Source organism: Nitrosomonas sp. TNE100 (assembly GCF_055387135.1).
This window is the reverse complement of the sequence record NZ_AP040997.1, coordinates 1,478,735-1,504,199: the sequence shown is the minus strand read 5'-3', so window position 1 is coordinate 1,504,199 and position 25,465 is coordinate 1,478,735. Positions and strand designations below refer to the sequence as shown.

The following is a 25,465-nucleotide window of genomic DNA, read 5'->3' as shown; positions in this document are numbered from 1 at the left end:
TTATGAACCTTTTTGAACTGGCACCGGAATATATCCGGGCAATCCAACCCTATCAGCCGGGTAAACCGATATCGGAACTGGTCAGAGACCTCGGTCTGGATAAAAATGAAGTCATTAAACTGGCTTCCAACGAGAATCCATTGGGAACCAGCCCGTTGGCAAGAGAAGCGATGATTCAGGCGCTTAGTGAGTCTGCACGGTATCCAGATGGGAGTGGTTTTGAACTAAAAGTGGCTTTATCTGATCGTCTGGGTGTATCTGCCGAGCAAATCGTGCTGGGCAACGGCTCCAATGATGTACTTGAGCTTGCTTCCCGCATCTTTCTGCGGCCCGGTACAAGTGCAATTTATTCCCAGTATGCTTTTGCCATATATCCGCTCTTGGTTCAGGCAGCAGGTGCCAGAGGCATTACTGTTCCTGCCAGAAATTATGGGCACGACCTGGAAGCCATGCTGGATGCTATTACACCAGAAACACGCATCATATTTATTGCGAACCCTAATAATCCGACTGGCACCTTGTGCGATGCCAGAGATCTATTGCGTTTTATAGAACGTGTTTCGCCGGATGTACTTGTTATTCTGGATCAAGCTTATGATGAATATCTGCCAGAAGCGAACAAGACCAACAGTGTCGCATGGTTGAAAAATTTCCAGAATCTGGTTATCACGCATACTTTCTCCAAGGCTTATGGTCTGGCCAGCGTACGTGTCGGTTTTGCACTGGCGCATGCTGATATTGCCAATCTGATGAACCGTATCCGCCAGCCTTTCAATGTCAACAGCATTGGTTTGGCGGCTGCTCAGGCAGCGCTCGATGATGTTGAATTTGTCAAACTTTCCTACATGACAAACCGGACCGGTATGCAGCGGATGATCGCTGGTTTGGATCAACTGGGTGTCGGCTTTATCCCTTCTTTTGGTAATTTTGTCAGCATCCAGATTGACGGCCATCAGGCCGATACCCTGAAAATTTACAAAAGTCTGTTGCAGCAAGGGGTCATTGTGCGTCCATTGGGTAATTACGGCATGCCCAATCATTTGCGAGTGACTATCGGGATTGAGGAAGAAAACAAGAGATTCCTGTATGCACTGGAACAAGCGTTGAAAGAATCCGACTAATCACCCACCAACCCATACACACCGATCATGGCTTCATCCAGCATTTCAAAACTGGTTATTATCGGTGTGGGATTAATTGGTGGTTCATTTGCGCAAGCGTTGCGTCGGGCTGGCCTGGTTAAACATATCACCGGAATCGGGCGCAGCCCTGAAAACATGCAGTGCGCCCTTGAGCTGGGCATCATTGACGAACAAATCGGCGATTTTGCTGCCGCACTGTCTGGTGCAGATTTTGTATTACTCGCAGTTCCTGTAAAACAGGCTGCTCGTATTTTGCAGCAGATAGCGCCTTATTTAGAAGCTCGCACTATCGTCTCCGATGTTGGCAGTACCAAGCAGAGTGTGGTTGATGCTGCTCGCGCGTACTTGGGTAAACATATCAGCTATTTTATTCCTGCCCACCCGATTGCCGGAACCGAACTCAGTGGTGCGGAAGCTGCTTCCCCTGATCTTTTTCAGAATAAACCCGTGATTCTGACGCCATTACAGGAGAACGATCAACAGGCTATTGATTATGTTACCGCCCTCTGGCGGTACTGTGGGGCCCGGGTTTCATCTATGCAACCAGAACAGCATGACCAGATACTTGCTGCTATCAGCCATCTTCCGCACATGCTGGCATTTTCGTTGATGCAGCATATCCAGACTCAGAGTCTTACCTTGAGTGAGGGAAATCCACTAGAACTTTTACGTCTCGCAGGCAGCAGCCTGAACGGTATGACTCGCATTGCTGCCAGCTCCCCGGAAATGTGGCGGGATATCTGTCTCGATAACCGCATAGCATTACTTGCACAAATTGAAGCCTATCAATTGGAGCTATCTAAACTGCAGCAAATACTGATCGATCATGACAGTGAAGCGCTAGAAAAACTGTTTTCAGAAGCACGTGTCACCCGAAGAAACTGGTCAGCTCTCGGGAATAACTCCTGATTCTTCTGTATCCGGTTCTCCCATATCCTCAAGTATCCCGCAAGATCTAATCTGTTTTTGATTTTTTTCTGGCGCGCGGATGTGCCTGGTCGTAGATTTTTGCTAAATGCTGAAAATCCAGGTGAGTGTAGACCTGCGTACTGCGGATACTGCTGTGCCCGAGCATTTCCTGAACTGCACGCAGATCGCCGCTGGATTGCAACAAATGAGAAGCAAATGAATGGCGCAGTGTGTGCGGATGTACCCGGCTATCAAGGTTTTGCAATTGGGCACGCTGATGCAGACGGTAGGCAATTGTGCGCGGGTGGATGCGACGCCCGCGCTGTGATAAAAATAGTGCCGTCTCACCCGGTATCAGCCACGCACTGCGCAGCGGTAGCCAGGCCTGCAGTGCGCGTAGCGCCAGCTCGCCAACTGGCACGATACGGGTTTTATTGCCTTTACCCGTAACGCGCACTGTGCCCCCAGTGAAATCAATATCAGTTGGTTGGAGCTGTGTTAGCTCAGTCAGACGTAACCCAGATGAATAGAACAGCTCGAATATGGCGAGATCGCGTGTTGCCAGCACATCATTAGAAGAAGGGTTGAATGTCAGCAGTTGTGCGGTTTCATCTGGCGAAAGCGCATGCGGCAGTTTATGTGGAGATTTTGGCACACGCACATCCAGGCAGGGGTTCCCGGTATGGTGATGATGACGGATCAGATAACGATAAAATCCGCGCCAAGCGGACAGCATACGTGCCAGGCTTCTGCCGGAAAGGCCGCTACTATGTAAGCGTGCGATGAAATGGCGGATATCATGCGAATGCAACCGGGTCAGCGAAATATCAGAAATCTTGTTGTTTCCGTTTTCGTGTTGAGCGACAGTACAGCGTACCAATGCTATCAGGTCGCGCCGGTAATGATGCTGTGTTTGAACAGAAAGGCTACGCGTGCTGGACAGATAAGTCAGATATTCGCCAAGCAGCGATGGTAAGGCAGGAAGATCCTGCTCGTCATGAAGTGGATTCACACGTGGTGGCTCCAGGAGCCTGCTGTATCAGTCGCGTAATGGAACTGCTGACCATATCTCCCAGGCGTTCCAGATAAAGTGTGCCCATGTCGGGAAAAAAACGTTCTACTTCCGGGCTGGCCATCACCAGCAAGCCGAAACCGGATTGCTTCTTTAATGGGATAAGAGCAAAGGATTGTAGATATTCTGCATCCATCTCAAACCATTGCCGGATTTCATCATCTATCTCTGGCCCGCAATAAGGGTGTGGCATACCTTGTGCGAGAATATGGATGTTGCTGCTGGTTTGATTGAATTCAGGAGAAGGAAGGTCTGCCTGAGTGCCCAGTTCATCGATTTGCCATAAGCGTAACGCAACGTGCGGAATAGAGAAATCTTCGCACAAATGGTACTGTAGTCCGTGCAGCATTTCGGGTAATGAATCGAAACTCAGCAACGCAACTGTCAGGCGATGCATTTTCTCGCCGATAACATCGTTTTTCTCACCGACATCTACCAGTTCTTGCAGTCTGCTCTGCAAAAGCCTGTTTTTCTCACGCAACATTGCCACCTGCCGCTCATTAATTGAAATGGCGCGACCTTCGTATGGATGCGGGAAATGGAGAGATTCCATCAAATCAGGATTCTCCTCAAAAAACTGTGGATGATCCTGCAAATATTGGACAACTTCCTCGGATGTGGTCATGGGCGCGTATATTTCATTGTTACAGGTCAAGTATCTTACCACGGCGAGGCATCAATATGTCATGCGGAGACGGCTGTCACTCGGGTGCAAGAGCACACCCGGAGAGGATTACACAAAAAGTGCTCCCTCATGTTTATTGCAAAATACCATACGTCCATCCGGGATATGGCAGTTTTCCCTGGCAAGTATTCTGGTGCATTTCCTTCTGCAGTGTCTCCTGTCATAGCGAAGCTCCTATCAATTCAGCCTGCGGCAATATGTCACATTCTCAATCTTTATTTTTAAGGGCATAATCAACTTCATTATCCGTAACACCTAGTACTCAGGTTTATATTTATGCGATATGAATATAGATTTGAAGGAAAAATATGAATTTTTTCTTTCAGATTTTTCCCTGAATAAGCTGTGTGTTCTACTGGTACAAGTTGCTTCCTCCTCTACTTTGGCCTGCCTTTTACATTGTTTTCTGTAAAATGGCAGGCTTTCTTTTTTACATCACTCATTTTTCATATTGCTTGCAGGAAAGGTGAGTATAACTGTCAGGCCGCCACCGGCCGGTTCGGAGAAATTGATGGTTGCGGTATGCAGTTGTGCAATTTCCTGGACGATAGATAAGCCCAGTCCACAACCACCACTGGCCGATCCGGGAATACGATAAAAGCGTTCAAATACTTTGTCGCGCTCTGTAACTGAAATACCGGGGCCGTTATCCTCCACCGCCAGGTAGGACCGACCGAAACGAATGCCGCTGCGGACGGTGATCGTGCTACCGGAGGGACAGTAGCGCAGCGCGTTATCAATTAAATTTCCCAGGGCCTCTCGCAACATCCAGGCGATACCCTCGGTAACTGCCGGCTCAATTTCAAAACCGAGATCAATATCCTTGAGAAGGGCACGATCAATAAAGATTGATGCTGAGCTTTCAGCCAGTTCATGCAGCGCCACTGGTTGAAAGACCTGATTGGCAGAAGCTGCCGACTCGGTTTGCGCGTAAATCAACAGCTGGGTAACCAGATGCGCGATACGTTCGACTGATTCCTCAATACGCGCCAGTCGCTCTTCGTTGCGGAGATATTTTCCTTCGGCAGCCACTAGTTCGATCTGGGTTTGCAAACCAGCTAACGGCGTGCGCAACTGATGTGCTGCATCAGCCAAAAAACGTTGCTGGGCTGCGGCAGCCAGGCGCAGTGATTCAAACAGCTCATTGAGCCGGGTAAGCATTGGGCGGATTTCGCGCGGAGCATGCTCAATATCGAGTGCACGTAAATCGCGTGGTGAGCGGCTGGCAATCTGGTTTTCAATGTGTACAAGTGGTGCCAGACCACGCCGGACACCAAAGTAGATTACCAGTAATGTTGCGACAATAATCATCAGGTTGGGGAAAGCAATTGCGGCGAGTATACGGTGGCTGGCGTGGTTCCGTTCCCGCATGGTTTCAGCTACCGTAATGGTGATTTCATCACCATTGATGACAATTCGATGCGTGGTGGCACGAATTTCTTCATCCTGGTAGATATCATCGACAAATGTCGGTCGTTCGTGCAACGATCCGGGGTAGATCGGCAGGTCGGCGTCACCGGCCAGCAGTTGTTGATCGGAGCCATGGATAGCGAAAAAAATTTTATCCATTGCATCGGAACGCAGCATGGCTTCTGCTTCGGGAGTCAGACGCAATTCGGGATTTAGGCCGGTAGTCTGGACATAGGCGGTAATATCCAGTGCTGCATCGTTTAGGGAGTGATCGTAGGCAGTATTGGCTGTTTCCTGAGCCAAGCGATAATCAAACAGGATACTGCCAGTAAATACTACAATCAAAGGGAGCAATATCCAGAGCAGCAATCGTTGCCGCAACCCCGGTGGATGAGAATGACCGGATTTCATGAGAGGCTCTGATCAATACGGTAACCGATGCCGCGAACTGTGCGAATCCCAATGCCGCCAAGCGCAATCTTGGCGCGTAGCCGCGATACATGAACTTCAATGGCATTGGGCGTGATGTTCTTGTCCCAACCGGCCAGGCTTTGCAGCAGCTTGTCTTTGCTAACTACTTTGGGTGAAGCCATCAACAGAATTTCCAGGATAGTCCATTCACGCATGGTCAAGAATAGTGGCTGGCCGTGCAGCGTGGCGGTGTGGCTACCGGTATTGAGAATCAGCTGATCATGCCGTAACTCGGTACTGGCAACCGAGTGAGCGCGGCGAATCAGTGCACGGATACGCGCCGCCAGCTCTGGTAAACGGAATGGCTTGACCATATAATCATCTGCCCCCACATCCAGACCGGCAATCGTATCCTCCATGCTACCGCGCGCAGTTAGTACTAATACAGGCAGGCGCATCTGCCGGTTGCGTAGTCGTTGTACCAGCATTAATCCATCCATATCTGGCAGGCCGATATCCACTACCACCAGATCAAAATTCTCATCCCGCAGATGGATCTCCGCACTCCCGGCTGTGTTCGCCACATCGACAGTGTAGCCCGCATTGGTCAAACCCTGTTTGATACCGCTTGCCACCAGGGAATCATCCTCGACAACCAGAATACGCATTATGTCCTCCAACCCATCTCATGATACATAAACCGGATTTATTCAGGATTTCATGTGTTTTGGCCGTGCCAGCCGGTTGAACATTAGTGGCAGCAGTACCAGTGTGAAGAAGGTAGCAGAAATAATACCGCCGACAATGACCACTGCAAATGGGCGTTGGATCTCTGAACCGATACTATGGGACAGCGCCGCTGGTAGCAAACCAAGGCCTGCCATCAGAGCTGTCATTAATATTGGCCGCAGGCGCAGCACAGCACCTTCCCGCACCGCCTCAGCAAACGATCGATCTTTGTGAACCAAGCCCACGATTTCCTCAATCATGATTACCCCGTTTTGCACTGCAATACCGGAGACCGCAATAAACCCGACCGCAGCTGAAATGGATAAATGCAAGCCGGAGAGTGCCAGTCCGGTAAGGCCACCAATCAGGGTGAGTGGGGCAATTAGCAAAATGATAAGCGCTGCACGCACGGATTTAAACGCCCAGAACAGTAATACAAAGATACCAAGCAGACTGACAGGCACAATAATCATCAATCGTTTTATTGCTCGTTGCTGGTTCTCGAACTGTCCTCCCCAAGTAATTCGGTAGCCAGGGGGCAGGTGAACGTGCTCAGTTACTTTTTTCTGGGCCTCATTAATAAAGCTGCCCAGATCACGTCCCATTAAGTTTGACTTGACCGAAACGGCACGACCTCCTGCCTCGCGTGCAATGCGTGAAGCACCCTGGCGTACTTCAATGCGAGCTAATTCGCCCAGTGTCAGAAAAGCACCGGTACTGCCCGGAATTGCTATCTGCAGGTTGGCAATGTCGGTGACGGTGCGGCGATAGTCTGGAGCCAGCCGGACGTTGACGTTGAAGAGTCGCTCACCTTCATAAAAACCGGTCACTGCCGTACCACCGAACGCCATCTGGAAAAGATTGTTGATGTCCGCGATGTTGATGCCATACCGCGCCAATTTCTGCCGATCCGGGGTAACGGTCACCTCGGTCTGACCGCCGACCTTGATGGCAGCCACATCCACGGCGCCTCGAATATGGTTAAGCAGGGTGGCAATCTGCTCTGCCTTATCTTCCAGAATATCCAGATCTGGGCCAAACACCTTAACGGCAATTTCACCCTTGACGCCGGACAAGGATTCCTCGACGTTATCCTGGATTACCTGTGAGAAATTGGTAGGTAGACCCGGAATGGTCTTCAAAGCTTGTGACATGTCGGCCACCAGTTTTTCCTTCGAGCTGAATCGCCAACTGTTGCGAGGGTTGAGATCAGCCAGAATTTCCAGATTATTGGCTCCCTTTGGATCGGTACCATCATCCGGCCGGCCAACCTGGGAGACAATTGTTTTGACTTCTGGATAGGCTGCCAGCTTCACCCGTACTGCACGTTCTACTTCCTTTGATTGTTCCAAATGAATGGAAGGGGGAAGAGCGATAGTCAGCCAGATGTTTCCTTCGTCGAGCTTGGGCAGAAATTCCGTTCCGATTGCCGGTAGCAGTGCAAGTGCTGCTGCCAGTGAGATCGTTGTGATTCCGGTTATAATGCGGGGACGGGCGTCTGTCCAGTCAAGTAATCGCCGGTAGCCATTCTGCAAGCGCTCCATCCAGGCCAGGTGAGGCTCCTGAACGGGACCGCGCTGCAATAGATAGGAGAGCAGGGCAGGGACCAGTGTCAGTGTCAGGATAATGGCACCGATCAATGCGAAGGAAAGAGTGAAGGCAACCGGGGAAAAAATTTTTCCTTCCACGCGCTGAAACGTAAATATCGGTACAAAGGCCAAGATAATAATCGCCTTTGAAAACAGGATGGGTTTGCTCAAGCTGATAGCAGTTTGCCGTAAGACGCTGATACGCCATTTGGCAGCATCAGGCCCGGATCCCAGACCTTTTTGCAGCATCATCCGCACCATTAGCGCTTCTACCAGCACGACGGCACTATCGATAATAATACCGAAATCAACTGCACCCAGCGAAATCAGGTTGGCGGATACCCCGCGTGCATTCATCATAATGAAGGCAAACAGCAGTGTCAGTGGAATGATGCAGGCAACGATCAGTGAGGTTCGCCAGTCACGTAGAAATACGACCAAGACCGTAACTACCAGCAGCGCACCGAGGAGCAGATTCTCCTCCACAGTTGCCACCGTGTGTTCAACTAGTTGGGTACGCTCGTAGATTGGGTGTATCTGCACACCTGGCGGAAGCTTGGCTTGGCTGTTGAGTTCATCGATCCGAGCCCTGAGTGTCTGAATAATCTTGCTCGGATCGCTGCCCTTGATCATCACCACGATGCCTTCGACAATTGAGTCGCGATTCGAAACTTTGCCGTCTTTATCACGTTGGGCAAGGGAGACGATGCCAGATGGTGTATGTTCACCGACATGAACAGCTGCAACATCACCAATAGTAATGGTCTTGCCGTCATGCGCCGTGATCACAGTGGTGGTTACGTCCTCAATCGTGTGAAACAGGCCAATAGCCCTTAGTATTAATCCTTCACCGCCTCGCCGGATAATGCCACCGCCGGTATTGGCATTATTTTCACTCAATGCACGGCTCACCTGATCCAGTGTCAATCGGTACTTGCGCAATGCGTTGGGATCAACGTTGACCTGAATTTCCTTGATGGTGCCACCAAAGCCGATTACATCTGCCACACCGGGTACCCGCCGCAATTCCGGACGGATCACCCAATCCTGAATGGCCCGGACTTCATACAGTGGCAGGTTCGGCGGAGCATCGACCACGTAGCGGTAAATTTCACCAACAGCAGTGGTCAGTGGAGCTAGCTCAGGGGTGATTCCTTCCGGCAAACTTACCGTTTGTAGTTTTTCCAGTACTTGCGCACGTGCCAGACGATCTTCGGCACCGTCGGCGAATGTCATGGTGACGACTGACAGCCCGGTAATGGAAACCGAGCGCAGCTGGGTCAGTTGCGGCACGCCGCTCATTTCCCGTTCAATCGGGATAGTGACACTGCGCTCGACTTCTTCCGGTGCCTGGCCGATGACTTGCGTGATGACTTGTACCTGTACATCCTGCACATCGGGAAATGCTTCGATAGGCAGTTCGATAAAAGCATGTATGCCGGCCACCAGCAGTGCTCCCGTCATCACGAGAATAAAAAGCCGCTGTTTGATCGAAAATGAGATAAGACGACTGAGCATTTTAGTTTCCAGCAGCAAGTTCTGAAGTCAGCAGCATGGTGCCGTCGATCACGACCTCTTCTCCGACTGCTACCCCTCCATTTTCCGGTTCGAGCCAGACAGATTCAGCATCCTGGAAGGCAATGCGGATACGGCGCTGAATAAATTCACCTGCATTAGTCTCAACGAATACGGTGGGATGAACCCCACCGGTAATGACTGATTCTGCCGGTAATTGAACTACGCTATCCGCTCGTGGATCGATCAACTGGGCACGGGCAAACATTTCTGGCCGTAGCGTGCCGTCCGGATTGTCTATTTCAGCGCGCACCTGTACTCGGCGAACATTCGGATCAAGTACGGGGGCGATACGGGTAATGGTGGCAAGGAAGGATTTTTCCGGAAATGCATCGAAGTTGAGCAGCAGTGGATTGCCGCTTTGTACCCGGCTGATTAATCGTTCAGGAACATCCACCAACACCCATAAATGCGATAGATTGGAAATGACAAATAAGGGTGCGGCCATATCCGGGCGAACTTCCAGGCCGGGGTTAGCCTGGCGATAAGCCACCGTACCGTCAATTGGTGCATATAACACCAATTTTTCATCCTGCATCTTGCCATCCGGTACCAGATTTCTTACCCGCAATTGTGCACGCTTAGCTTCTGCGGCTGCAATTTGCCAGTCCGCACGGGCGCTTTCCACATCACGCCGGGCGATGGCTTCACCGGCCCAAAGCTCGCGCGCTCGTTTATAAGTGAGTTGTTTGTAGGTGGCATCTGCTTCTGCCTTATGAAGATCGGCGATGGCTGCCCCAAAATCAGGCGAATCTAATGTTACCAGTGGCGTACCAGCCTTAACCTGATCGCCAATCTCGACATGCAGCTGCAAGATACGGCCTGCCACAGCCGGGCTGATACGAGCAGTAAGGTTTTCTGCCAGTGCCAGCTTTGCAGCCAGTGGCTCACTGGCCGGCAGCATTGCCGAGACGGCAGGGCTGGTTTTAATGTAGGCAAGCTGAGGGGCTCCCGGCGGGAATAGCAGTTGATTCCGGGTGCGGTTTGATCCAGTATTTTCTGTCGGAGGCTGGATAACAGCCTGGCTGAAATACAAATAACCAGCAACACCTGTAATCACTATTGCCAGGGTAGCGGCAACCACTTTGATCTTGCATAATCGGAGTTTCATCATGAAGCGGGTTCCTGTTCCTTGGAGATGGTAGTTTCCAGTGCTGCATCCAGAGCGGCGCTTGCTTGTGCCAGATCACTGCGGGCTTGCAGTGTATCCAGCTCGGCAGTCCGCAGAATGCGCTGCGCATCCAGAAACTCCAGCGCGCTGATCGCTCCCTTGCTGAAAGCAAGCTCTGCTGCGCTGGCAGTACGGCGGGCAGCCGGTAGTGCTTGTTCCTGCAAGGCATGCCAGCGGTCGCTGGCATGTTGTAATTCATCGACAAGCTGGTTAATTTCAGCCTGGATGCGGGCGCGAATTGCTTCCAGCTGATCTTCGGCCAGAGCGAGCTCGGCATGAGCGTGGCGGATATCGCCCTCAAAGTAGTTGCCAAGAAACAATGGAACGGAAACTTCAAGACCAAGAGAATTGCGTGGTTGTGTCACATCGGCTGGTTGACGTTCATATTGGAGGCTGACAGTAACGTCGCGAGTGCGCTTTGCCTGTGCCAGCCCAACGTTATGTCGAGCGGCTTCCATTCGTGCGGCAGCGGCAAGTGTATCCGGACGCTGGGAAATAGCGGTGGTGATAGTGGCTGCGTCAGGCAATCTGGCTCTTTCTGCCGGCCAGTCGCCCCGAGTGACAAGCTGTAACGCATGGTTTTCGTCAGCTAACAAAATACCCAATGCAGTGCGGGCGCGTGTAAGCGTGCTTTCTGCTGTGCGCACACCCGCTCGGGCTCGGGCAGCATCGGTTTCGAAGCGCCCCAGATCAGCACCGGATAGATCGCCTGCTTGATAGCGGCGTCGAGCCAATTCCAATATATGCTCGGACTGGCTGGCAATAATGCCGCTCAGTTCAACGTGATGCTCAGCCAGTTTAAGTTCAAACCAAGCGCTGCGTGCATTGAACCGAGTTTGCCGTAGCGTATCGTCAAAATCGAACCGAGTAGCGGTGAGTTTACTGTCTGCTTGTGCCATACGGAGCGCTCTCTTACCACCTCGTTCAAAAGTCTGATCGATACGAATTTCGCTTTCGGTTGGCGTTCTGGAGCTGAATGCAGTAGTTGGGTCAGATTTAAGGTTTAAATGACTGGCATTAACCGCAAGTGTGGGGTTGGGAAAAGCAGCTGCATTGAGTGTTTCCGCTGCCGCAGCTTCAATATTTCGTCGGGCAAAGCGGAGATCGCGGTTACGAGTCAGCGCCAACTGCTCGGCTTCTTTCAGACTGACGGTAATATCGTAGGCTTGGCTGTTACCTGGGAGTACGGCCCACAAAGCAAGGATAAATAGCGCTGAACAGCGCATGACAGTCGATTTCCACATGAAGTAAATATAGACTGCTTCAACTTGCGTTTGCCTGACGAATTTCGGCAGGAAATAGAAACGAACAATGAAGCGGTATGGGGTGTCAGTGGTACGGTGTTGAAGCTCCAGGTATTATGCCGGGCGTAGTACAGGATCGTAAGGAAGCCGGTGTATGAATGATGGGATAGCTGATCAGAGAGTCTGTATCACAATATCGTATAACGGATTTTAATTATTTCCAGTTCTTCCAGGCCACCTGGTGTTTGCAAAGATACCACATCCCCCTCTCGTGCTTTCAGTAGTGCTCTGGCCAGCGGTGAAATCCAGCTGATACGGCCACAGCTGGGCTCCGCTTCATCCATACCGACAATACTGTATGTCTGCTCTTTGCCTTGTGCGTCGTATACCGTTACTGTCGCACCAAAAAATACCTGATCGCACTCGCCGCGTTGTGCCGGGTCGATGATTTCGGCATGGTCCATGCGCCTGGATAAAAACCGCAAACGGCGATCAATTTCACGCAAGCGCCGCTTGCCATAAATATAATCACCATTTTCTGAGCGATCACCGTTTGATGCTGCCCAGGATACAATCTTGACCAGTTCCGGGCGCTCCACTTTCCATAACTGATCAAATTCATCCTTCAATCGCTGATAGCCTCCCGGGGTAATATAATTCTTTACGCCCTGCGGCAGTTGCGGGGTGTCATCCAGCTCTTCCTCGTGGTCACTCTCTTTAGTAAAAGCCTTATTCACTATTCAATTCCCCCATCATTTTGTATAAACAAATACTGCTTTTGCAGACACTTTCAAATTAATCTGCCTGTTATACTCAAAGCCATGCAAGTCATCATTATCAGTGGATTGTCCGGTTCGGGAAAGTCAATTGCACTTAAGGCCTTGGAAGATTCAGGCTATTACTGCGTTGATAACCTTCCCGCATCGCTACTCGTTATCCTCATCAATCACCTGCAAACGCAGCATCATTCACATGTTGCCGTGGCAATTGATATGCGCAGCGGCGATAGTATTACTGTTCTACCCTGGCAGTTCAAAATGATCGATAAAAGCATTCGGACGGAATTTATTTTTCTGGATACACGTACAGATACGCTGATACAGCGCTTCTCTGAAACACGCCGCAGACATCCTTTGAGTGACAAAAATATCACATTAGAGGAAGCCATCCAGCACGAGCGTGAGGTGTTGGCGACCGTATCCGATCTTGGCCACCATATTGATACCAGCTCGTTAAGACCTAATGCGCTGCGGGCTTTTATCAGGGATTTCATCTCGGATAGCCGCGATCCATCTCAGCTAACGCTAATGTTCCAGTCATTTGGCTATAAACATGGTATTCCGCTAGATGCCGATCTGGTGTTTGATATACGCTGCCTGCCCAACCCCTTTTACGATCCGCATCTTAAAGAGTTGACTGGCCATGATCTGGAAGTCATCCGGTTTATGGAAGCCCAGCCCAATGCTGCAAAAATGCTCGGGGATATTGGCAGTTTCCTAGATACCTGGCTGCCTGTCTACATGCAGGATAATCGGGCCTACCTCACAGTCGCTATTGGCTGTACCGGGGGGCAGCACCGTTCAGTTTATTTTGCAGAAAAGCTCGCGTTACACTTCCGTGATGCTGCACGCGTCCTGGTACGTCATCGCGGCCTGGCAGAATATAACCAGTACTACGCGCGTAGATAATCTTCTCTATTTCCCAGCCAACGCTGCACGTGATGCTGTGCCTCATTTGGATAATCACGTAGTATCTCTTCCGCAACATTGCGCGCCATTTCCAGCAAATCGATATCTTCTTCCAGATCAGCAAATCGTAGCAGGGGTACGCCACTCTGACGGGTACCGAGAAATTCACCTGGCCCGCGCAACAGCAGATCCTGCCGCGCAATTTCAAATCCATCGTTATGCTCGAAAATAATCTGCAATCGTTTACGCGCCACTACGGATAATGGCCGCTGATACATCAGGATACAAATACCAGTAGCTGATCCACGACCGATCCGCCCGCGTAACTGATGCAATTGAGACAATCCCATGCGTTCAGCATGTTCAATCACCATTAGCGAGGCGTTGGGCACATCCACACCCACTTCAATCACGGTGGTGGCAACCAGTAACTGTACTGCTCCCTGGCTAAATTTCGCCATAATCGCAGATTTTTCGTCGCTACCCAGCCGGCCATGAATGAGGGCTATGCTTAGTTCAGGGAAAATCTGGCTCAATGTTTCATAGGTTTCCACTGCTGTTTTTAACTGTAATACCTCGGATTCTTCGATCAATGGGCAAACCCAGTAAGCCTGGCGGCCAGCCAGGCAGGCTTCACGGATGCGTGCAATAATTTCCTCGCGCCGATTGTTGTCAATCAACCTGGTCGCAATGGGCAATCTGCCGGGAGGCAATTGATTGATAACAGAAACATCCAGATCAGCGAAGTAGCTCATTGAAAGTGTACGGGGAATTGGGGTGGCGCTCATCATCAACTGGTGCGGTAGTGAGCCTTCATCTTCCCTTTTCATGCGCAAGGCAAGCCGTTGCCCCACCCCGAAACGATGCTGTTCATCAATAATGACCAACCCGAGCTGCTTGAATTGAACCGCCTCCTGAAATAATGCATGGGTTCCAATAATCAGCATGGTTGCACCACTTGCCGTTTTTGCCAGCTCTTGGCTGCGCAGGCTTTTTTTCTGACTGCCGGATAACCAGCCTACTTCTATCCCGAGCGGCACCAGCCAGCTGGACAACTTCCTGAAATGCTGCTCAGCCAGAATCTCTGTCGGTGCCATGACAGCAACCTGATAGCCATTTCCAATCGCCTGCAATGCAGCCAGTGCCGCCACCACTGTTTTGCCGCTGCCTACATCCCCCTGTAACAACCGCTGCATAGGGTAAGGCTGCGCAAGATCCGTGCTGATTTCAGCCACTACTTTATGTTGCGCCTCAGTCAGGCTGAATGGCAGTACTCCCAGCAATGCCTGCTGCAAACTAACCTGTTGCGACAGAGTAGGCGCCTGCTGATTGCGCCGCTGGTGATAATGACAACGTAGAGAAATTTGCTGCGCCAGTAATTCGTCAAACTTGATCCGCTGCCAGGCTGGATGGGAACGTTGCTGTAATGATTCCATGGAAATATCAGATGGCGGGCAATGCAGCAAAGATAAGCTTTCCTCAAACGCAGGGAGTGGACAGGCAGACAGGATCGTTTCCGGCAAAATTTCACGCAGAAACTGCTTTCTTCGCAACCGCTCAAAAGCTTGTGTGATCAGCCGTATAAGTGTGCGTTGTGGCAATCCGGCTGTTACCGGATAAACCGGTGTCAAGGCAGTTGCCAGTGCCATGTTGTCACGCACCACCCGGCATTTCGGGTGCACCATCTCCATTCCATGAAAACCGGTGCGCACTTCACCCAGTACACGCAGCCGGGTACCTGGTGACCAGGCGGTTATCTGGCTAGCATAAAAATTTAGGAAACGCAGATAAAGCACACCGCTATCGTCACTTACCCTGCAAACGAGCTGCCGTCGCGGACTAATCAGCACCTCCTGTTCGGTAATCACCCCTTCTATTTGTATTGTATTTCCGGGAGCCGCTTCACTGATGGATGACAACTGTGTCTCATCCTCATAGCGCAGCGGCAAGTGCAGAATCAGATCGAAATCACTGAATAGGCCAAGTTTTTCAAGTTTTTTGCGTAATGCCTTATCCAGTGAGCTGAAAGATTGGGCAGCCAATGGAGAAAATGATGTGAGTAGTACGTAGGGTTACTTATCCAGTACCGCCACGGCATCCATTTCCACCAGTGCCCCGCGCGGCAATGCTGCCACGCCGATAGCGGCGCGTGCGGGATAAGGTTGGTTGAAATGCTTGCCCATGACTTCATTAACTCTGGAAAAATTGCCCAGATCAGTCAGATAAACATTCAGTTTGACAACATCACTCAGGCTGCCGCCACTGGCAACAATGACCGCCTTGAGATTAGTAATAACTTGTTCAATCTGTGCATCAATGCCGTGTACCATTTCCATGCTGGCTGGATCAAGCCCGATCTGACCGGAAAGATAGACAGTTTCCCCACCTGTTATGCAGACAGCCTGGGAATAGGTGCCGATTGCTTGTGGGGCATCATTGGTCTGGACAACAAATTTGCTCATTCTGACTCCTCAGTTAGTACGATAAAATGCAAAGGATTACGCCCATGTGGGTGCAACAATATTTTAATTCTTGTTAAGAGTAGATTCATGCAGAAACTTGTCATTCACGGGGGGTCGAAGCTCCATGGTGAAATCAGTATTTCCGGTGCCAAAAACGCAGCTTTGCCCGTATTATGCGCATCGCTACTGACTGCTGAACCATTTGTCATACAGAATATCCCGCATCTCAGGGATGTCACTACTATGCTGGCATTGCTTGAACAGATTGGTGTGCGCATTCTAACAAATGAACCAGGCACTACAGAACTGTCTGCGGCCAATATTACCAATCCAACCGCTTCCTACGACATGGTGAAAACCATGCGTGCCGCCATCCTCGTATTGGGTCCATTACTGGCGCGAACCGGACAGGCACATATTTCCTTGCCGGGTGGTTGCGCAATCGGCATGCGGCCGGTCGATCAGCATATCAAGGGACTGCAAGCCATGGGGGCGGAAATCAATATTGAGCAAGGTTATATCCTTGCTCAGGTGGGCCGCCTTTCAGGTGCACGTATCGCCATGGACGTTGTCACCGTTACCGGAACTGAAAACCTGATGATGGCCGCCACACTTGCTTCCGGCACGACCATTCTGGAAAATGCCGCCCGTGAACCTGAAGTGATTGATCTGGCAAATTGTCTCATCGGTATGGGAGCAAAAATAGAAGGAGCAGGCAGTGACATTATCATTATCGAAGGGGTAGATCGTTTGCATGGTGGTTCACACGTCGTCATGCCTGATCGCATTGAAACCGGGACATTCTTGACCGCAGTCGCTGCCTGTGGTGGTGACGTCACCCTGATCGGAACACGCGCAGATACACTTGACGTTGTACTGGGCAAGCTGGCAGAAGCTGGAGCAGACATTGATATAGGCGGGGATTGGATCCGATTGTGCATGCAGCAGCGGCCGCAACCGGTCAGTCTGCGCACTGCGCCCTATCCGGCCTTTCCTACCGACATGCAAGCACAATTCATGGCGTTAAACAGCATTGCCGGCGGCACCTCCATCATGACAGAAACAATTTTTGAAAATCGCTTCATGCATGTACAGGAGCTCACACGCCTGAACGCAGATATTCAGGTTGAGGGTAATACTGCGATCGTGCATGGTATTCCCCAACTTGATGGTGCCAGTGTGATGGCAACCGATCTGCGCGCCTCCGCCTGCCTCATCATCGCCGGATTGATTGCGCAAGGCGAAACCATCGTTGACCGGATCTATCATCTGGATCGTGGCTATGAACAAATCGAACAAAAACTGGCGCAAGTGGGTGCACACATCAAACGCATAAATTAGAGCATCACAGAAAGATTGCCATGCAAACTGATCCCTGTATTGGACATTGCTCGCAACTTCATCCAATCAGTTCTACCGTGGGTGAGGTGGCAGTTACACGGACAAAGCTGTCAGAAGAGGGGGGTGACAGCCTGGATTATGCTCGGCAACTGCGCGGAGGGATAGACAATAGATCAGGTTTGCAGGGCGCTGCGCAGGGATTTTGCACAATCCACCATTTTTTGCAGAGCTGTCCGGGTTTCCGGCCAGTTGCGCGTTTTCAGGCCGCAATCCGGGTTGACCCAGAGTAGCTTTGGATCAATATGGTGTGATGCCTTTTTCAGCAGCTCCAGCATTTCCGATGTATCAGGGATACGGGGAGAGTGAATGTCATATACTCCAGGGCCGATTTCATTCGGGTAGGAAAATTTTACGAATGCATCCAGCAATTCCATACGCGAACGTGAAGTCTCAATTGTGATGACATCTGCATCTAGTTCGGCGATGGCGGGCAGGATGTCATGAAATTCGGAATAACACATGTGGGTGTGGATCTGAGTTTCATCCTTTACCCCCGAGCTGGCAACGCGAAACGCCTTGACTGCCCAGTCAAGGTAATGCTGCCAGTCCTGTCTTCTGAGCGGGAGTCCTTCGCGAAAGGCCGGCTCATCAATCTGAATCATGCCGATACCGGCTTTTTCCAGATCAGTGACTTCATCACGAATTGCCAGTGCCAGTTGTAAAGCGGTATCTGCCCGTGGCTGATCATCTCGCACGAATGACCAGAACAGCATAGTGACTGGCCCGGTCAACATGCCTTTAACTGGTCTGCTGGTCTGGCTTTGGGCATAGCTGATCCAATCGACTGTCATGGCCTCAGGGCGATAGACATCACCATATAAAATGGGTGGTTTGACGCAACGGGAGCCGTAGCTTTGCACCCAGCCGTTTTCAGTGAAAGCATATCCCCACAGCTGTTCGCCGAAATATTCCACCATATCATTACGTTCGGGTTCGCCATGAACCAGCACATCCAGTCCGATTTCTTCCTGTTTGCGGATAGTCTCGCAAATTTCTTGACGCATGGCAGACAGGTATTCAAGATGACTTAGTTCATTTTTTTTGAATGCGGCGCGTACCTGGCGAATGGCGGAAGTTTGCGGGAAAGAACCAATGGTGGTGGTGGGCAACAGAGGCAGATTGAAGCGCTGCTGTTGCTGTTGTTTACGAATTGCAAAAGGATGCGTGCGCTGGCTGTCTCGTTCAGTCAGATGGTTGATTCTGTGATGAACCACCGGGTTATGGATGCGACAAGATGTCTTTCTTGATTGGTTGGCTTGATTAGAAGCAGTCAGTATCTCTTGGATTGATTCCTTACCCTGATTCAGTCCGAGCCCGAGTGTGGCGATTTCTTCCAGTTTCTGAGTAGAAAAGGCTAGCCAGTTTCTAATTTCTGGATCCAGTTTAGTTTCTAATGATAAATCTACCGGGCAATGTAGCAAGGAACAACTCGGGGCAATCCACAGATTGCCCTTAAATCGAGATACAGTTTGTGCTAAGTTTTCCAGTTTTTGTGATAGATCAGTGCGCCAGATATTGCGTCCGTCGATACAACCCAGTGACAGGATTTTGCTGGAGAAATTTCTGGTGAGGAATGATTCGAGTTGTTCCGGAGCACTGCTGAGGTCAATATGCAGGCCATCTACCGGCAAGTTCTCAAGTAATGCGAGGTGGTGATCAACCGCCCCAAAGTAAGAGGTGAGCAGCAAGCGACTGCCCGTATCATTTAGTGCACGATAGGCCTCTGTAAAACCATCTAGCCAGGGCTGCTCGAGATCAAGAGCGAGGATAGGTTCGTCAATCTGCACCCATTCCACACCCAGTGCAACAATTTGCTGCAGAATTTCGCGATAAACCGGCAGCAGGCTGGGAAGCAGATCCAATCGCTGAAAATCCGGCGTAATTTCTTTACCAAGATACAGGTAGGTCAGCGGGCCGATCAAAACAACTTTTGTATTTATCCCCAGCGCTTTGGCTTCTTTAATTTCCTGGAACAGCCAGTCGGATGCCAGATGAAATCGGGTGTTGTGATCGAATTCAGGAACGATGTAGTGATAATTGGTATTGAACCACTTGGTCATTTCCATAGCTGGTTGATTAACAGTGCCACGTGCCATGGCAAAGTACAGATCAAGCGGAACCTGATCGCCGGTGTGCTCGAAGCGATGGGGAATTGCTCCCAGTAATGCGGTCATGTCGAGTATGTGATCATACAGTGAGAAATCTCCCACCGGGATCAAATCAATGCCAGATTTTTGCTGTGATAGCCAGTTGCTGGCGCGAATTTCGCGCGCAGTAGCCAATAATTGCGCAGCCTCACTTTGTCCTTTCCAGTGAGCTTCAAGTGCTTTTTTTAATTCACGTTGTGCACCGATTCTCGGGAAGCCGAGATTATGTGTCAGTATTTTCATTATATTTTCTCTGCATGATCGGAAAACCATCATTGTGTGGAATACTCTATAATGAATCAAATGAATTGTTTTACAGATAACTATGAATAATTTTCATATATGCTTGAATTACGACATCTTCGCACATTGAATGCCTTGGATGAGACTGGCAGTATTTCACTGGCAGCGCAGCGTGTGCATTTGACTCAATCTGCGGTATCGCACCAGATCAAGGCGCTGCAAGAGCACTACCAGTTGCCGATTATTCAGCGCAGTGGCCATGCAGTACAGTTGACCGATGCAGGTAAGCGTCTGGTGCAACTGGCGGGGAAGATACTTGGCGAGGTTCAGTCAGCAGAGCGGGATCTGGCAAAAATATCGCAGCAGGCGGCAGGGAGTTTGCGGATTGTGCTGGAGTGTCATACCTGTTTCGACTGGCTGATGCCGATCATGGATGATTTCCGTCAACACTGGCCGGAAGTGGAGCTTGATCTGGTTTCTGGTTTTCATAGTGATCCGGTGTCGTTGCTTCGGCAGCAGGTTGCTGACGTGGTGATCGGTTCAGAGAACAAGCCACAGCAGGGGATCATTCATTTTCCATTATTCCGTTTTGAAATCCTGGCTGTGCTGGCCCCGGGGCATGTACTCGGGAGCAAACGAGTACTTGAAGCTGCTGATTTTGCGCAGGACGTACTGATTACTTATCCGGTTCCGGAAGAGCGGATAGATTTGATCCGGCAAGTGCTGATGCCTGCGGGTGTCAGCTGGCAGCGCCGAACAACCGAATTAACCGTGGCCATTTTGCAGCTGGTGGCAAGCCGGCGGGGGATTGCTGCACTGCCGGGATGGGGAATCAAAAATTATCTGGATTACGAGTATGTGATTGCCCGGCGTATCGGTACGAGTGGACTGTGGAGTGATTTGTATCTTTCAGTGCGGGAGCAAGATGCTTCGCTGCGTTATTTACGGGATTTTCTGGAAACGATTGACCAGGTTTGTTTTGCCAGACTGGATAGAATTAAGCCATTGAGCAAAAAAGGAACGAGGAAAAACTGAGAGCAAAGCGGGAAAAATAAGGGACTCAAGAAATCGGGCAATCCCCCTTAAACTGGGGATGATTGCCCGGCGTAAACTGTTGTAATCAGGCCAATATGGGATTAATGCAACGTAACTACTGCTTTTTCCTCGCAGATGAGATTGGCACAGTAATTTTCGTGAATACCATCCAGGAATTTCCACAGAGCATCACAAGCGCGGCGTGTGGCGGCCAGTACTTCGGCCTGTTTTTCCGGAGTATCAGCAAATCTTTCAATGATTGCCCATTCTGCTTGTGAATGGAAAATATCAGCTGTCTGGTGTACCGAGAAGAACTCATAATCCTCCGGATTTTTCATGCCATAGAATTTGGCCAGGCCGTCGATCTTGACAGCGGCAATATCAGGTACCTGGGATTCAAATGCATGTAATGCGGCCAATCCTGCATAAAAAGATTCGTTTATGCAGATGTCACGAAAGGTTGAAACCAGATTTTCTGTTTCCGGCAATGCATCGGCTTTTGCCAGGCTGACATCATTCGCGCCTAATGCAAAGGCAAATGCTTTCCACAGGGCAGGGTGATTTTTTTCTCCGTGTTCTTCATCGATCAGGTTTTTGAGGACCTCTTGACGCACGCTGATATCACCACAGTTTTCTTCGTTGTGAAAATGTGGGGTGTTGAAGTGAACTGCGCTGAGGTAGGTGGGTTCAGCCAATACATTATAAAAATATTGCTCAGCGTAGTGGCGCAGCTGCTCGCGGGTCAGCTTGCCTTCGGTCCAGGCGATGTAGAACGGATGTTGCAACAGATGCTTGCTTTGAATAATGGAATCAACTTGTTGTTTGAATATGTTTATAGCCATGAAAAGCTCCTGTTCAGAGTGGAATGAAATGTGATGCGCCGCTAATCATCGCCAATTCAGTAAATGAAGTCAATTTTATGCCAGAGAATTTTGTCGTTTTTGTACGCGTGGCGTAGTAATAGAATTACGAAGTTTGCGCCGCGACGCGATGATAGAATAATCATTTTCCAATAAAAATCAGAGAGTAAATACTATGTTTTCAAAGAGTATGACGATTGAGCAGGTTGATCCGGATTTATGGCGAGCGATCCAGGGGGAGGTACAGCGGCAGGAAGATCATATCGAGCTGATTGCCTCGGAAAATTATGCCAGCCCGGCTGTTTTGCAGGCACAGGGCACTGTGCTGACCAACAAGTATGCCGAAGGATATCCGGGCAAGCGGTATTACGGAGGATGCAAGCATGTAGATATCGTCGAACAGCTTGCTATTGATCGCCTGCGGGCGCTGTTTAATGCCGAATACGTTAACGTGCAGCCGCATTCCGGTTCCCAGGCAAATGCTGCGGTTTATTTGTCCGCGCTGAAGCCGGGCGATACGCTTCTGGGGATGTCACTGGCGCATGGTGGCCATTTGACGCATGGCGCACCAGTCAATATGAGTGGCAAGATATTCAATTCAATTGCTTACGGTCTGGATCCTGAAACTGAAGAGATTGATTACACAGAGCTGGAGCGGCTTGCGCATGAGCATAAACCTCGCATGATCGTTGCTGGCGCATCTTCCTATGCACGAGTAATTGACTGGCAAGCTTTCCGCAAAATTGCTGACAACGTAGGTGCCTATCTGTTTGTGGACATGGCTCATTATGCAGGGCTGATTGCTGCCGGTTATTATCCCAATCCAGTGGGAATCGCCGATTTTGTTACCAGTACCACGCACAAAACACTACGTGGCCCGCGTGGTGGCGTGATCATGGCTAAGCCTGAGCATGAAAAAGCACTCAACTCAGCAGTTTTCCCGCAGACACAGGGTGGCCCACTGATGCATGTGATCGCGGCCAAGGCTGTGGCTTTCAAGGAGGCAGCCAGCCCGGCATTCAAGGATTATCAAAAGCAGGTAATCGAGAACGCGCGTGTCATGGCAAGAGTATTACAACAGCGTGGCTTGCGGATTGTATCCGGCCATACTGATTGTCATATGTTTCTGGTGGATTTACGCGCCAAAAATCTGACCGGAAGGGAGGCGGAGACTGCATTGGAAACCGCGCACATCACCGTCAATAAAAATGCAATTCCGAATGATCCGCAAAAACCGTTTGTAACCAGCGGTGTCCGAATTGGTACGCCGGCGATTACCACACGCGGATTTAAGGAACTTGAATCCGAGCAGCTTGCAAATCTGGTGGCAGATGTGTTGGAAGCTCCGACTAATGAAGCGGTGCTGGACCAGGTTGCCAGAGATGCACAAGCTTTGTGTGCAAAATTTCCGGTGTATGGAAATTGATTATTTTGTCTTGTGCACCAGGTTTCTGTGTCGGCTATCCGGCCCCAGTTACCTGTAATTTTGGAGGTACAGAGCAATGCGATGCCCGTTCTGCGGTGCTGAAGATACCAGCGTAGTCGATTCACGTGTCAGCGAAGAAGGTTCCAGGATCAGACGCAGGCGACAATGTACGGCCTGCGGAAAGCGCTTCACAACGTATGAAACAGTTGAGGTGCGTTTTCCGCAAATTATCAAGCAGGGCGGTAATCGCGTTGAGTTCAACCGGGAAAAGCTCTACACCAGTTTTGCCCGGGCGTTACACAAGCGCCCGGTTCCGGTTGGGCAGGTAGATGCCGCAATAGAACGTATTCTGCAGAAACTATTGGGAGGCGGGGCACAAGAAATTTCATCGCGCACAATTGGTGAATGGGTCATGCAAGAGCTGTACAAGCTGGATAAGGTAGCCTACATCCGCTTTGCTTCTGTGTATAGAAGTTTTGAAGATGTAGGAGATTTTCAGGAGGTAATCCGGGAGGTTCAAGCCTCTCCATCAAGCCTGGACGATGAGCCACCAGGCTAACAAATGACCAAGAGAGATTATTATGATCAATCATCAAATGAATTACATCTCTGGAAGCCGTTTGCGCAAAAGTTTGCATCTGATGATGGGCGTGCCGGAGTATAGCGTCTATGTTGAACACATAAGCAGCGTGCATCCCGAACAGACGATCATCGTAAGAGAAACTTTTTGAGAATGTCTGGACGCACGTTATAGCAGCAGGGGCAGATTCTATCGTTACTACTGATCTCAATTGTTTATTTTGAACAAATGGCGTGAATGCTGTTTTACCTTGATGGTGTCGAAACGATTCAGTAAACTGCCAAACTGTGCAATTTTCTGTTCGATTTTTTCAACCTGGATTTCAGGAAAACGGTGATCGTGGTAAGACAGCCGGTTTGGTCCGGGACGACGCATATTCAATTGAGTCAGTGTGGCTTTGAGGTTTGCGAGTGCCCATCCTGTCAGATACGTTGGAGCAGAGCTGGCCGGTGGTTGAGACTGGCCGTAACCGCTTTCTTCTAGTACATCGATGATACGTTCGCATGCGAGACGGTCGCTTTGTGCTGCCAAATAGTAATCAATGAGCGCCTTGCGTTCTTTACCTCCAGCAGTGCCCAGATCACCGTTCAAGATTCGAGACAGGGTACCCTGGAGTTCGTTGAAATTGAATGACTGGTAACTCAGCCGGGTAGGCAGGCCCTGGAAATCGTAGTCGTAATATTCATTGAAAGTCGCAAGATAGGAAATGGCTGGAACTCCCAGAGCATAGGCTTCCAGACCAGTGGTACAGCCATTGTGCACCATTGTTTTCGAAGCCAGAAGCCAGGGGATGACATTGCCTTCGTTCGTGACCTTGACACGCTGGCATTGAGCAGCAATATCGTGATAAACCCGAAAATTTTCACTCGGGTGGGGCCGTACCACGATCGTTACATCCGGGAATGTCCGTTCCAGTGCCGGGATGAGTTGCTTGAAATCTTCCAGTATGGCTTTCTTGTGATGCCACAGGCCTTCGGCGAATTCTTCACTCATGCCGATCCCGGCCTGTCCGCGCCGGGATTTTTTATCTCCACCCTTTGTCGGAACGAACAGGCCGATACCGGGAATGAAAGGATTGACATCAGTGAAATTGGTGTTGATGAGAATGAAATCACCATACAAATTACGTAGACGCTCTACCTCTGCTGCGAAATAGGCGCGTATCTCGGGCCGCAGGATATCTCCGCGCGGATTTCCAGTCAGGTGAATAGGCAGATTCTCCGGAAATTGTGGATATTGTTGAAGCAGATCGATATTTTCCTGGCCCCAGGCAAAAACATGCGAAACATTTCTGATCGTAGTGGGAGATAACCGTAGCGTGTAATAAGTGTCGGCCGGCGGGTGGACCAGTGCTTCTTCTTCCCAGGCAACGATTTCATGTCCGAGCATGCGAATTATCCTGAACATGGAATTACTCAGACTGCGCATGCTTTTTGCCAGATAGATGCCGCGCGGTAGTGACGCGATTTCAAAATGAATAAAGGCCCGCGAGCCGATGATCACCGGAAACCCGCGCTCAGCTGCTACACATGCCAGCAGGAGTTTTGCATCCAGTTCACGCACCTGGTTTTCGACAGGAATGATAAGAGTTGAAGCAGAAAGGGAAGCCATGGTTCGGTCAGATCGGAATAGGTTGGCAGTAGGGGCTTATGGAACCAGCAGGTGATTTACCTGGGGGAATTGATC

General features: G+C 50.2%; 21 protein-coding genes. 8 read left to right on the top strand and 13 right to left on the bottom strand.

The window, feature by feature from the left end:
* Positions 1 to 2: 2 nt before the first annotated feature.
* Both hisC and ACZ5EJ_RS07135 read left to right on the top strand, forming a co-directional pair.
* Complete coding sequence (gene hisC, locus ACZ5EJ_RS07140; RefSeq protein WP_464556832.1) at positions 3 to 1,121, top strand: histidinol-phosphate transaminase; 1,119 nt, start codon at positions 3 to 5, stop codon at positions 1,119 to 1,121.
* 27 nt (positions 1,122 to 1,148) lie between these two features.
* Positions 1,149 to 2,051, top strand: a complete 903-nt coding sequence (locus ACZ5EJ_RS07135; RefSeq protein WP_464556830.1) for a prephenate dehydrogenase — start codon at positions 1,149 to 1,151, stop codon at positions 2,049 to 2,051.
* A gap of 46 nt (positions 2,052 to 2,097) precedes the next feature.
* Here ACZ5EJ_RS07135 and xerC read toward each other — a convergent pair whose 3' ends face one another.
* The 8 genes from xerC to greB all read right to left on the bottom strand — a co-directional run bounded on the left by xerC (position 2,098) and on the right by greB (position 12,674).
* Positions 2,098 to 3,063: a tyrosine recombinase XerC gene (gene xerC, locus ACZ5EJ_RS07130; RefSeq protein ID WP_464556829.1), complete on the bottom strand. Its 966-nt coding sequence runs from the start codon at positions 3,061 to 3,063 to the stop codon at positions 2,098 to 2,100.
* Positions 3,047 to 3,748, bottom strand: a complete 702-nt coding sequence (locus ACZ5EJ_RS07125; protein WP_011634616.1) for a DUF484 family protein — start codon at positions 3,746 to 3,748, stop codon at positions 3,047 to 3,049. Before ACZ5EJ_RS07125 ends, xerC begins: the two co-directional genes overlap by 17 nt.
* 495 nt (positions 3,749 to 4,243) lie before the next feature.
* Complete coding sequence (locus ACZ5EJ_RS07120; protein ID WP_011634615.1) at positions 4,244 to 5,629, bottom strand: sensor histidine kinase; 1,386 nt, start codon at positions 5,627 to 5,629, stop codon at positions 4,244 to 4,246.
* Entirely contained in the window at positions 5,626 to 6,297 is a 672-nt protein-coding gene (locus tag ACZ5EJ_RS07115; protein WP_074684771.1) for a response regulator, read from the bottom strand. The genes ACZ5EJ_RS07120 and ACZ5EJ_RS07115 overlap by 4 nt, the downstream gene beginning before the upstream one ends.
* A 42-nt stretch (positions 6,298 to 6,339) precedes the next feature.
* Complete coding sequence (locus tag ACZ5EJ_RS07110; protein WP_464556827.1) at positions 6,340 to 9,465, bottom strand: efflux RND transporter permease subunit; 3,126 nt, start codon at positions 9,463 to 9,465, stop codon at positions 6,340 to 6,342.
* Between the two features lies 1 nt (position 9,466).
* Entirely contained in the window at positions 9,467 to 10,636 is a 1,170-nt protein-coding gene (locus ACZ5EJ_RS07105; RefSeq protein ID WP_464556826.1) for an efflux RND transporter periplasmic adaptor subunit, read from the bottom strand.
* On the bottom strand, positions 10,633 to 11,937 hold the full coding sequence (locus tag ACZ5EJ_RS07100) for a TolC family protein (RefSeq protein ID WP_464556825.1): 1,305 nt from the start codon (positions 11,935 to 11,937) through the stop codon (positions 10,633 to 10,635). Before ACZ5EJ_RS07100 ends, ACZ5EJ_RS07105 begins: the two co-directional genes overlap by 4 nt.
* Before the next feature lie 188 nt (positions 11,938 to 12,125).
* Complete coding sequence (gene greB / locus ACZ5EJ_RS07095; protein ID WP_464556824.1) at positions 12,126 to 12,674, bottom strand: transcription elongation factor GreB; 549 nt, start codon at positions 12,672 to 12,674, stop codon at positions 12,126 to 12,128.
* Positions 12,675 to 12,758: 84 nt separating this feature from the next.
* On the opposite strand from greB, the gene rapZ reads away from it, so the two are divergent.
* On the top strand, positions 12,759 to 13,625 hold the full coding sequence (gene rapZ, locus ACZ5EJ_RS07090) for an RNase adapter RapZ (RefSeq protein ID WP_011634609.1): 867 nt from the start codon (positions 12,759 to 12,761) through the stop codon (positions 13,623 to 13,625).
* Here rapZ and recG read toward each other — a convergent pair.
* Together recG and ACZ5EJ_RS07080 are read right to left on the bottom strand one after the other, a co-directional pair.
* Complete coding sequence (gene recG / locus ACZ5EJ_RS07085; RefSeq protein WP_464556822.1) at positions 13,610 to 15,667, bottom strand: ATP-dependent DNA helicase RecG; 2,058 nt, start codon at positions 15,665 to 15,667, stop codon at positions 13,610 to 13,612. The two genes, rapZ and recG, sit on opposite strands and share 16 nt — an antisense overlap.
* 30 nt (positions 15,668 to 15,697) lie before the next feature.
* A complete protein-coding gene (locus ACZ5EJ_RS07080; protein ID WP_011634607.1) occupies positions 15,698 to 16,087 on the bottom strand; it encodes a RidA family protein in 390 nt (129 codons plus the stop codon).
* Positions 16,088 to 16,174: 87 nt separating this feature from the next.
* On the opposite strand from ACZ5EJ_RS07080, the gene murA reads away from it, so the two are divergent.
* Positions 16,175 to 17,428 carry a UDP-N-acetylglucosamine 1-carboxyvinyltransferase gene (gene murA / locus ACZ5EJ_RS07075; protein WP_464556820.1) on the top strand — a complete coding sequence of 418 codons (1,254 nt, stop codon included), beginning with the start codon at positions 16,175 to 16,177 and terminating at the stop codon, positions 17,426 to 17,428.
* A 173-nt stretch (positions 17,429 to 17,601) separates the two neighbouring features.
* On the opposite strand, the gene metE is transcribed toward murA, so the two are convergent.
* The gene (gene metE, locus ACZ5EJ_RS07070) at positions 17,602 to 19,878 is read right to left on the bottom strand and encodes a 5-methyltetrahydropteroyltriglutamate--homocysteine S-methyltransferase (protein WP_464556818.1); all 2,277 of its coding nucleotides are present in this window, start codon (positions 19,876 to 19,878) and stop codon (positions 17,602 to 17,604) included.
* Between the two features lie 99 nt (positions 19,879 to 19,977).
* Between metE and ACZ5EJ_RS07065 the strand changes: the two genes are divergently transcribed.
* Positions 19,978 to 20,913 carry a LysR family transcriptional regulator gene (locus ACZ5EJ_RS07065; protein WP_464556816.1) on the top strand — a complete coding sequence of 312 codons (936 nt, stop codon included), beginning with the start codon at positions 19,978 to 19,980 and terminating at the stop codon, positions 20,911 to 20,913.
* 101 nt (positions 20,914 to 21,014) lie between these two features.
* On the opposite strand, the gene ACZ5EJ_RS07060 is transcribed toward ACZ5EJ_RS07065, so the two are convergent.
* Complete coding sequence (locus tag ACZ5EJ_RS07060) at positions 21,015 to 21,755, bottom strand: 4-aminobenzoate synthase (protein WP_074684777.1); 741 nt, start codon at positions 21,753 to 21,755, stop codon at positions 21,015 to 21,017.
* Between the two features lie 193 nt (positions 21,756 to 21,948).
* Between ACZ5EJ_RS07060 and glyA the strand changes: the two genes are divergently transcribed.
* The 3 genes from glyA to ACZ5EJ_RS07045 all read left to right on the top strand — a co-directional run bounded on the left by glyA (position 21,949) and on the right by ACZ5EJ_RS07045 (position 23,930).
* Complete coding sequence (gene glyA, locus ACZ5EJ_RS07055) at positions 21,949 to 23,199, top strand: serine hydroxymethyltransferase (RefSeq protein WP_464556814.1); 1,251 nt, start codon at positions 21,949 to 21,951, stop codon at positions 23,197 to 23,199.
* 76 nt (positions 23,200 to 23,275) lie between these two features.
* Positions 23,276 to 23,758, top strand: coding sequence for a transcriptional regulator NrdR (nrdR, locus tag ACZ5EJ_RS07050; protein ID WP_011634601.1), 483 nt, complete (start codon positions 23,276 to 23,278; stop codon positions 23,756 to 23,758).
* 22 nt (positions 23,759 to 23,780) lie between these two features.
* On the top strand, positions 23,781 to 23,930 hold the full coding sequence (locus ACZ5EJ_RS07045; RefSeq protein WP_107818316.1) for a CstA-like transporter-associated (seleno)protein: 150 nt from the start codon (positions 23,781 to 23,783) through the stop codon (positions 23,928 to 23,930).
* 56 nt (positions 23,931 to 23,986) lie between these two features.
* Here ACZ5EJ_RS07045 and ACZ5EJ_RS07040 read toward each other — a convergent pair whose 3' ends face one another.
* On the bottom strand, positions 23,987 to 25,390 hold the full coding sequence (locus ACZ5EJ_RS07040) for a surface carbohydrate biosynthesis protein (protein WP_011634600.1): 1,404 nt from the start codon (positions 25,388 to 25,390) through the stop codon (positions 23,987 to 23,989).
* Between the last annotated feature and the right edge of the window lie 75 nt (positions 25,391 to 25,465).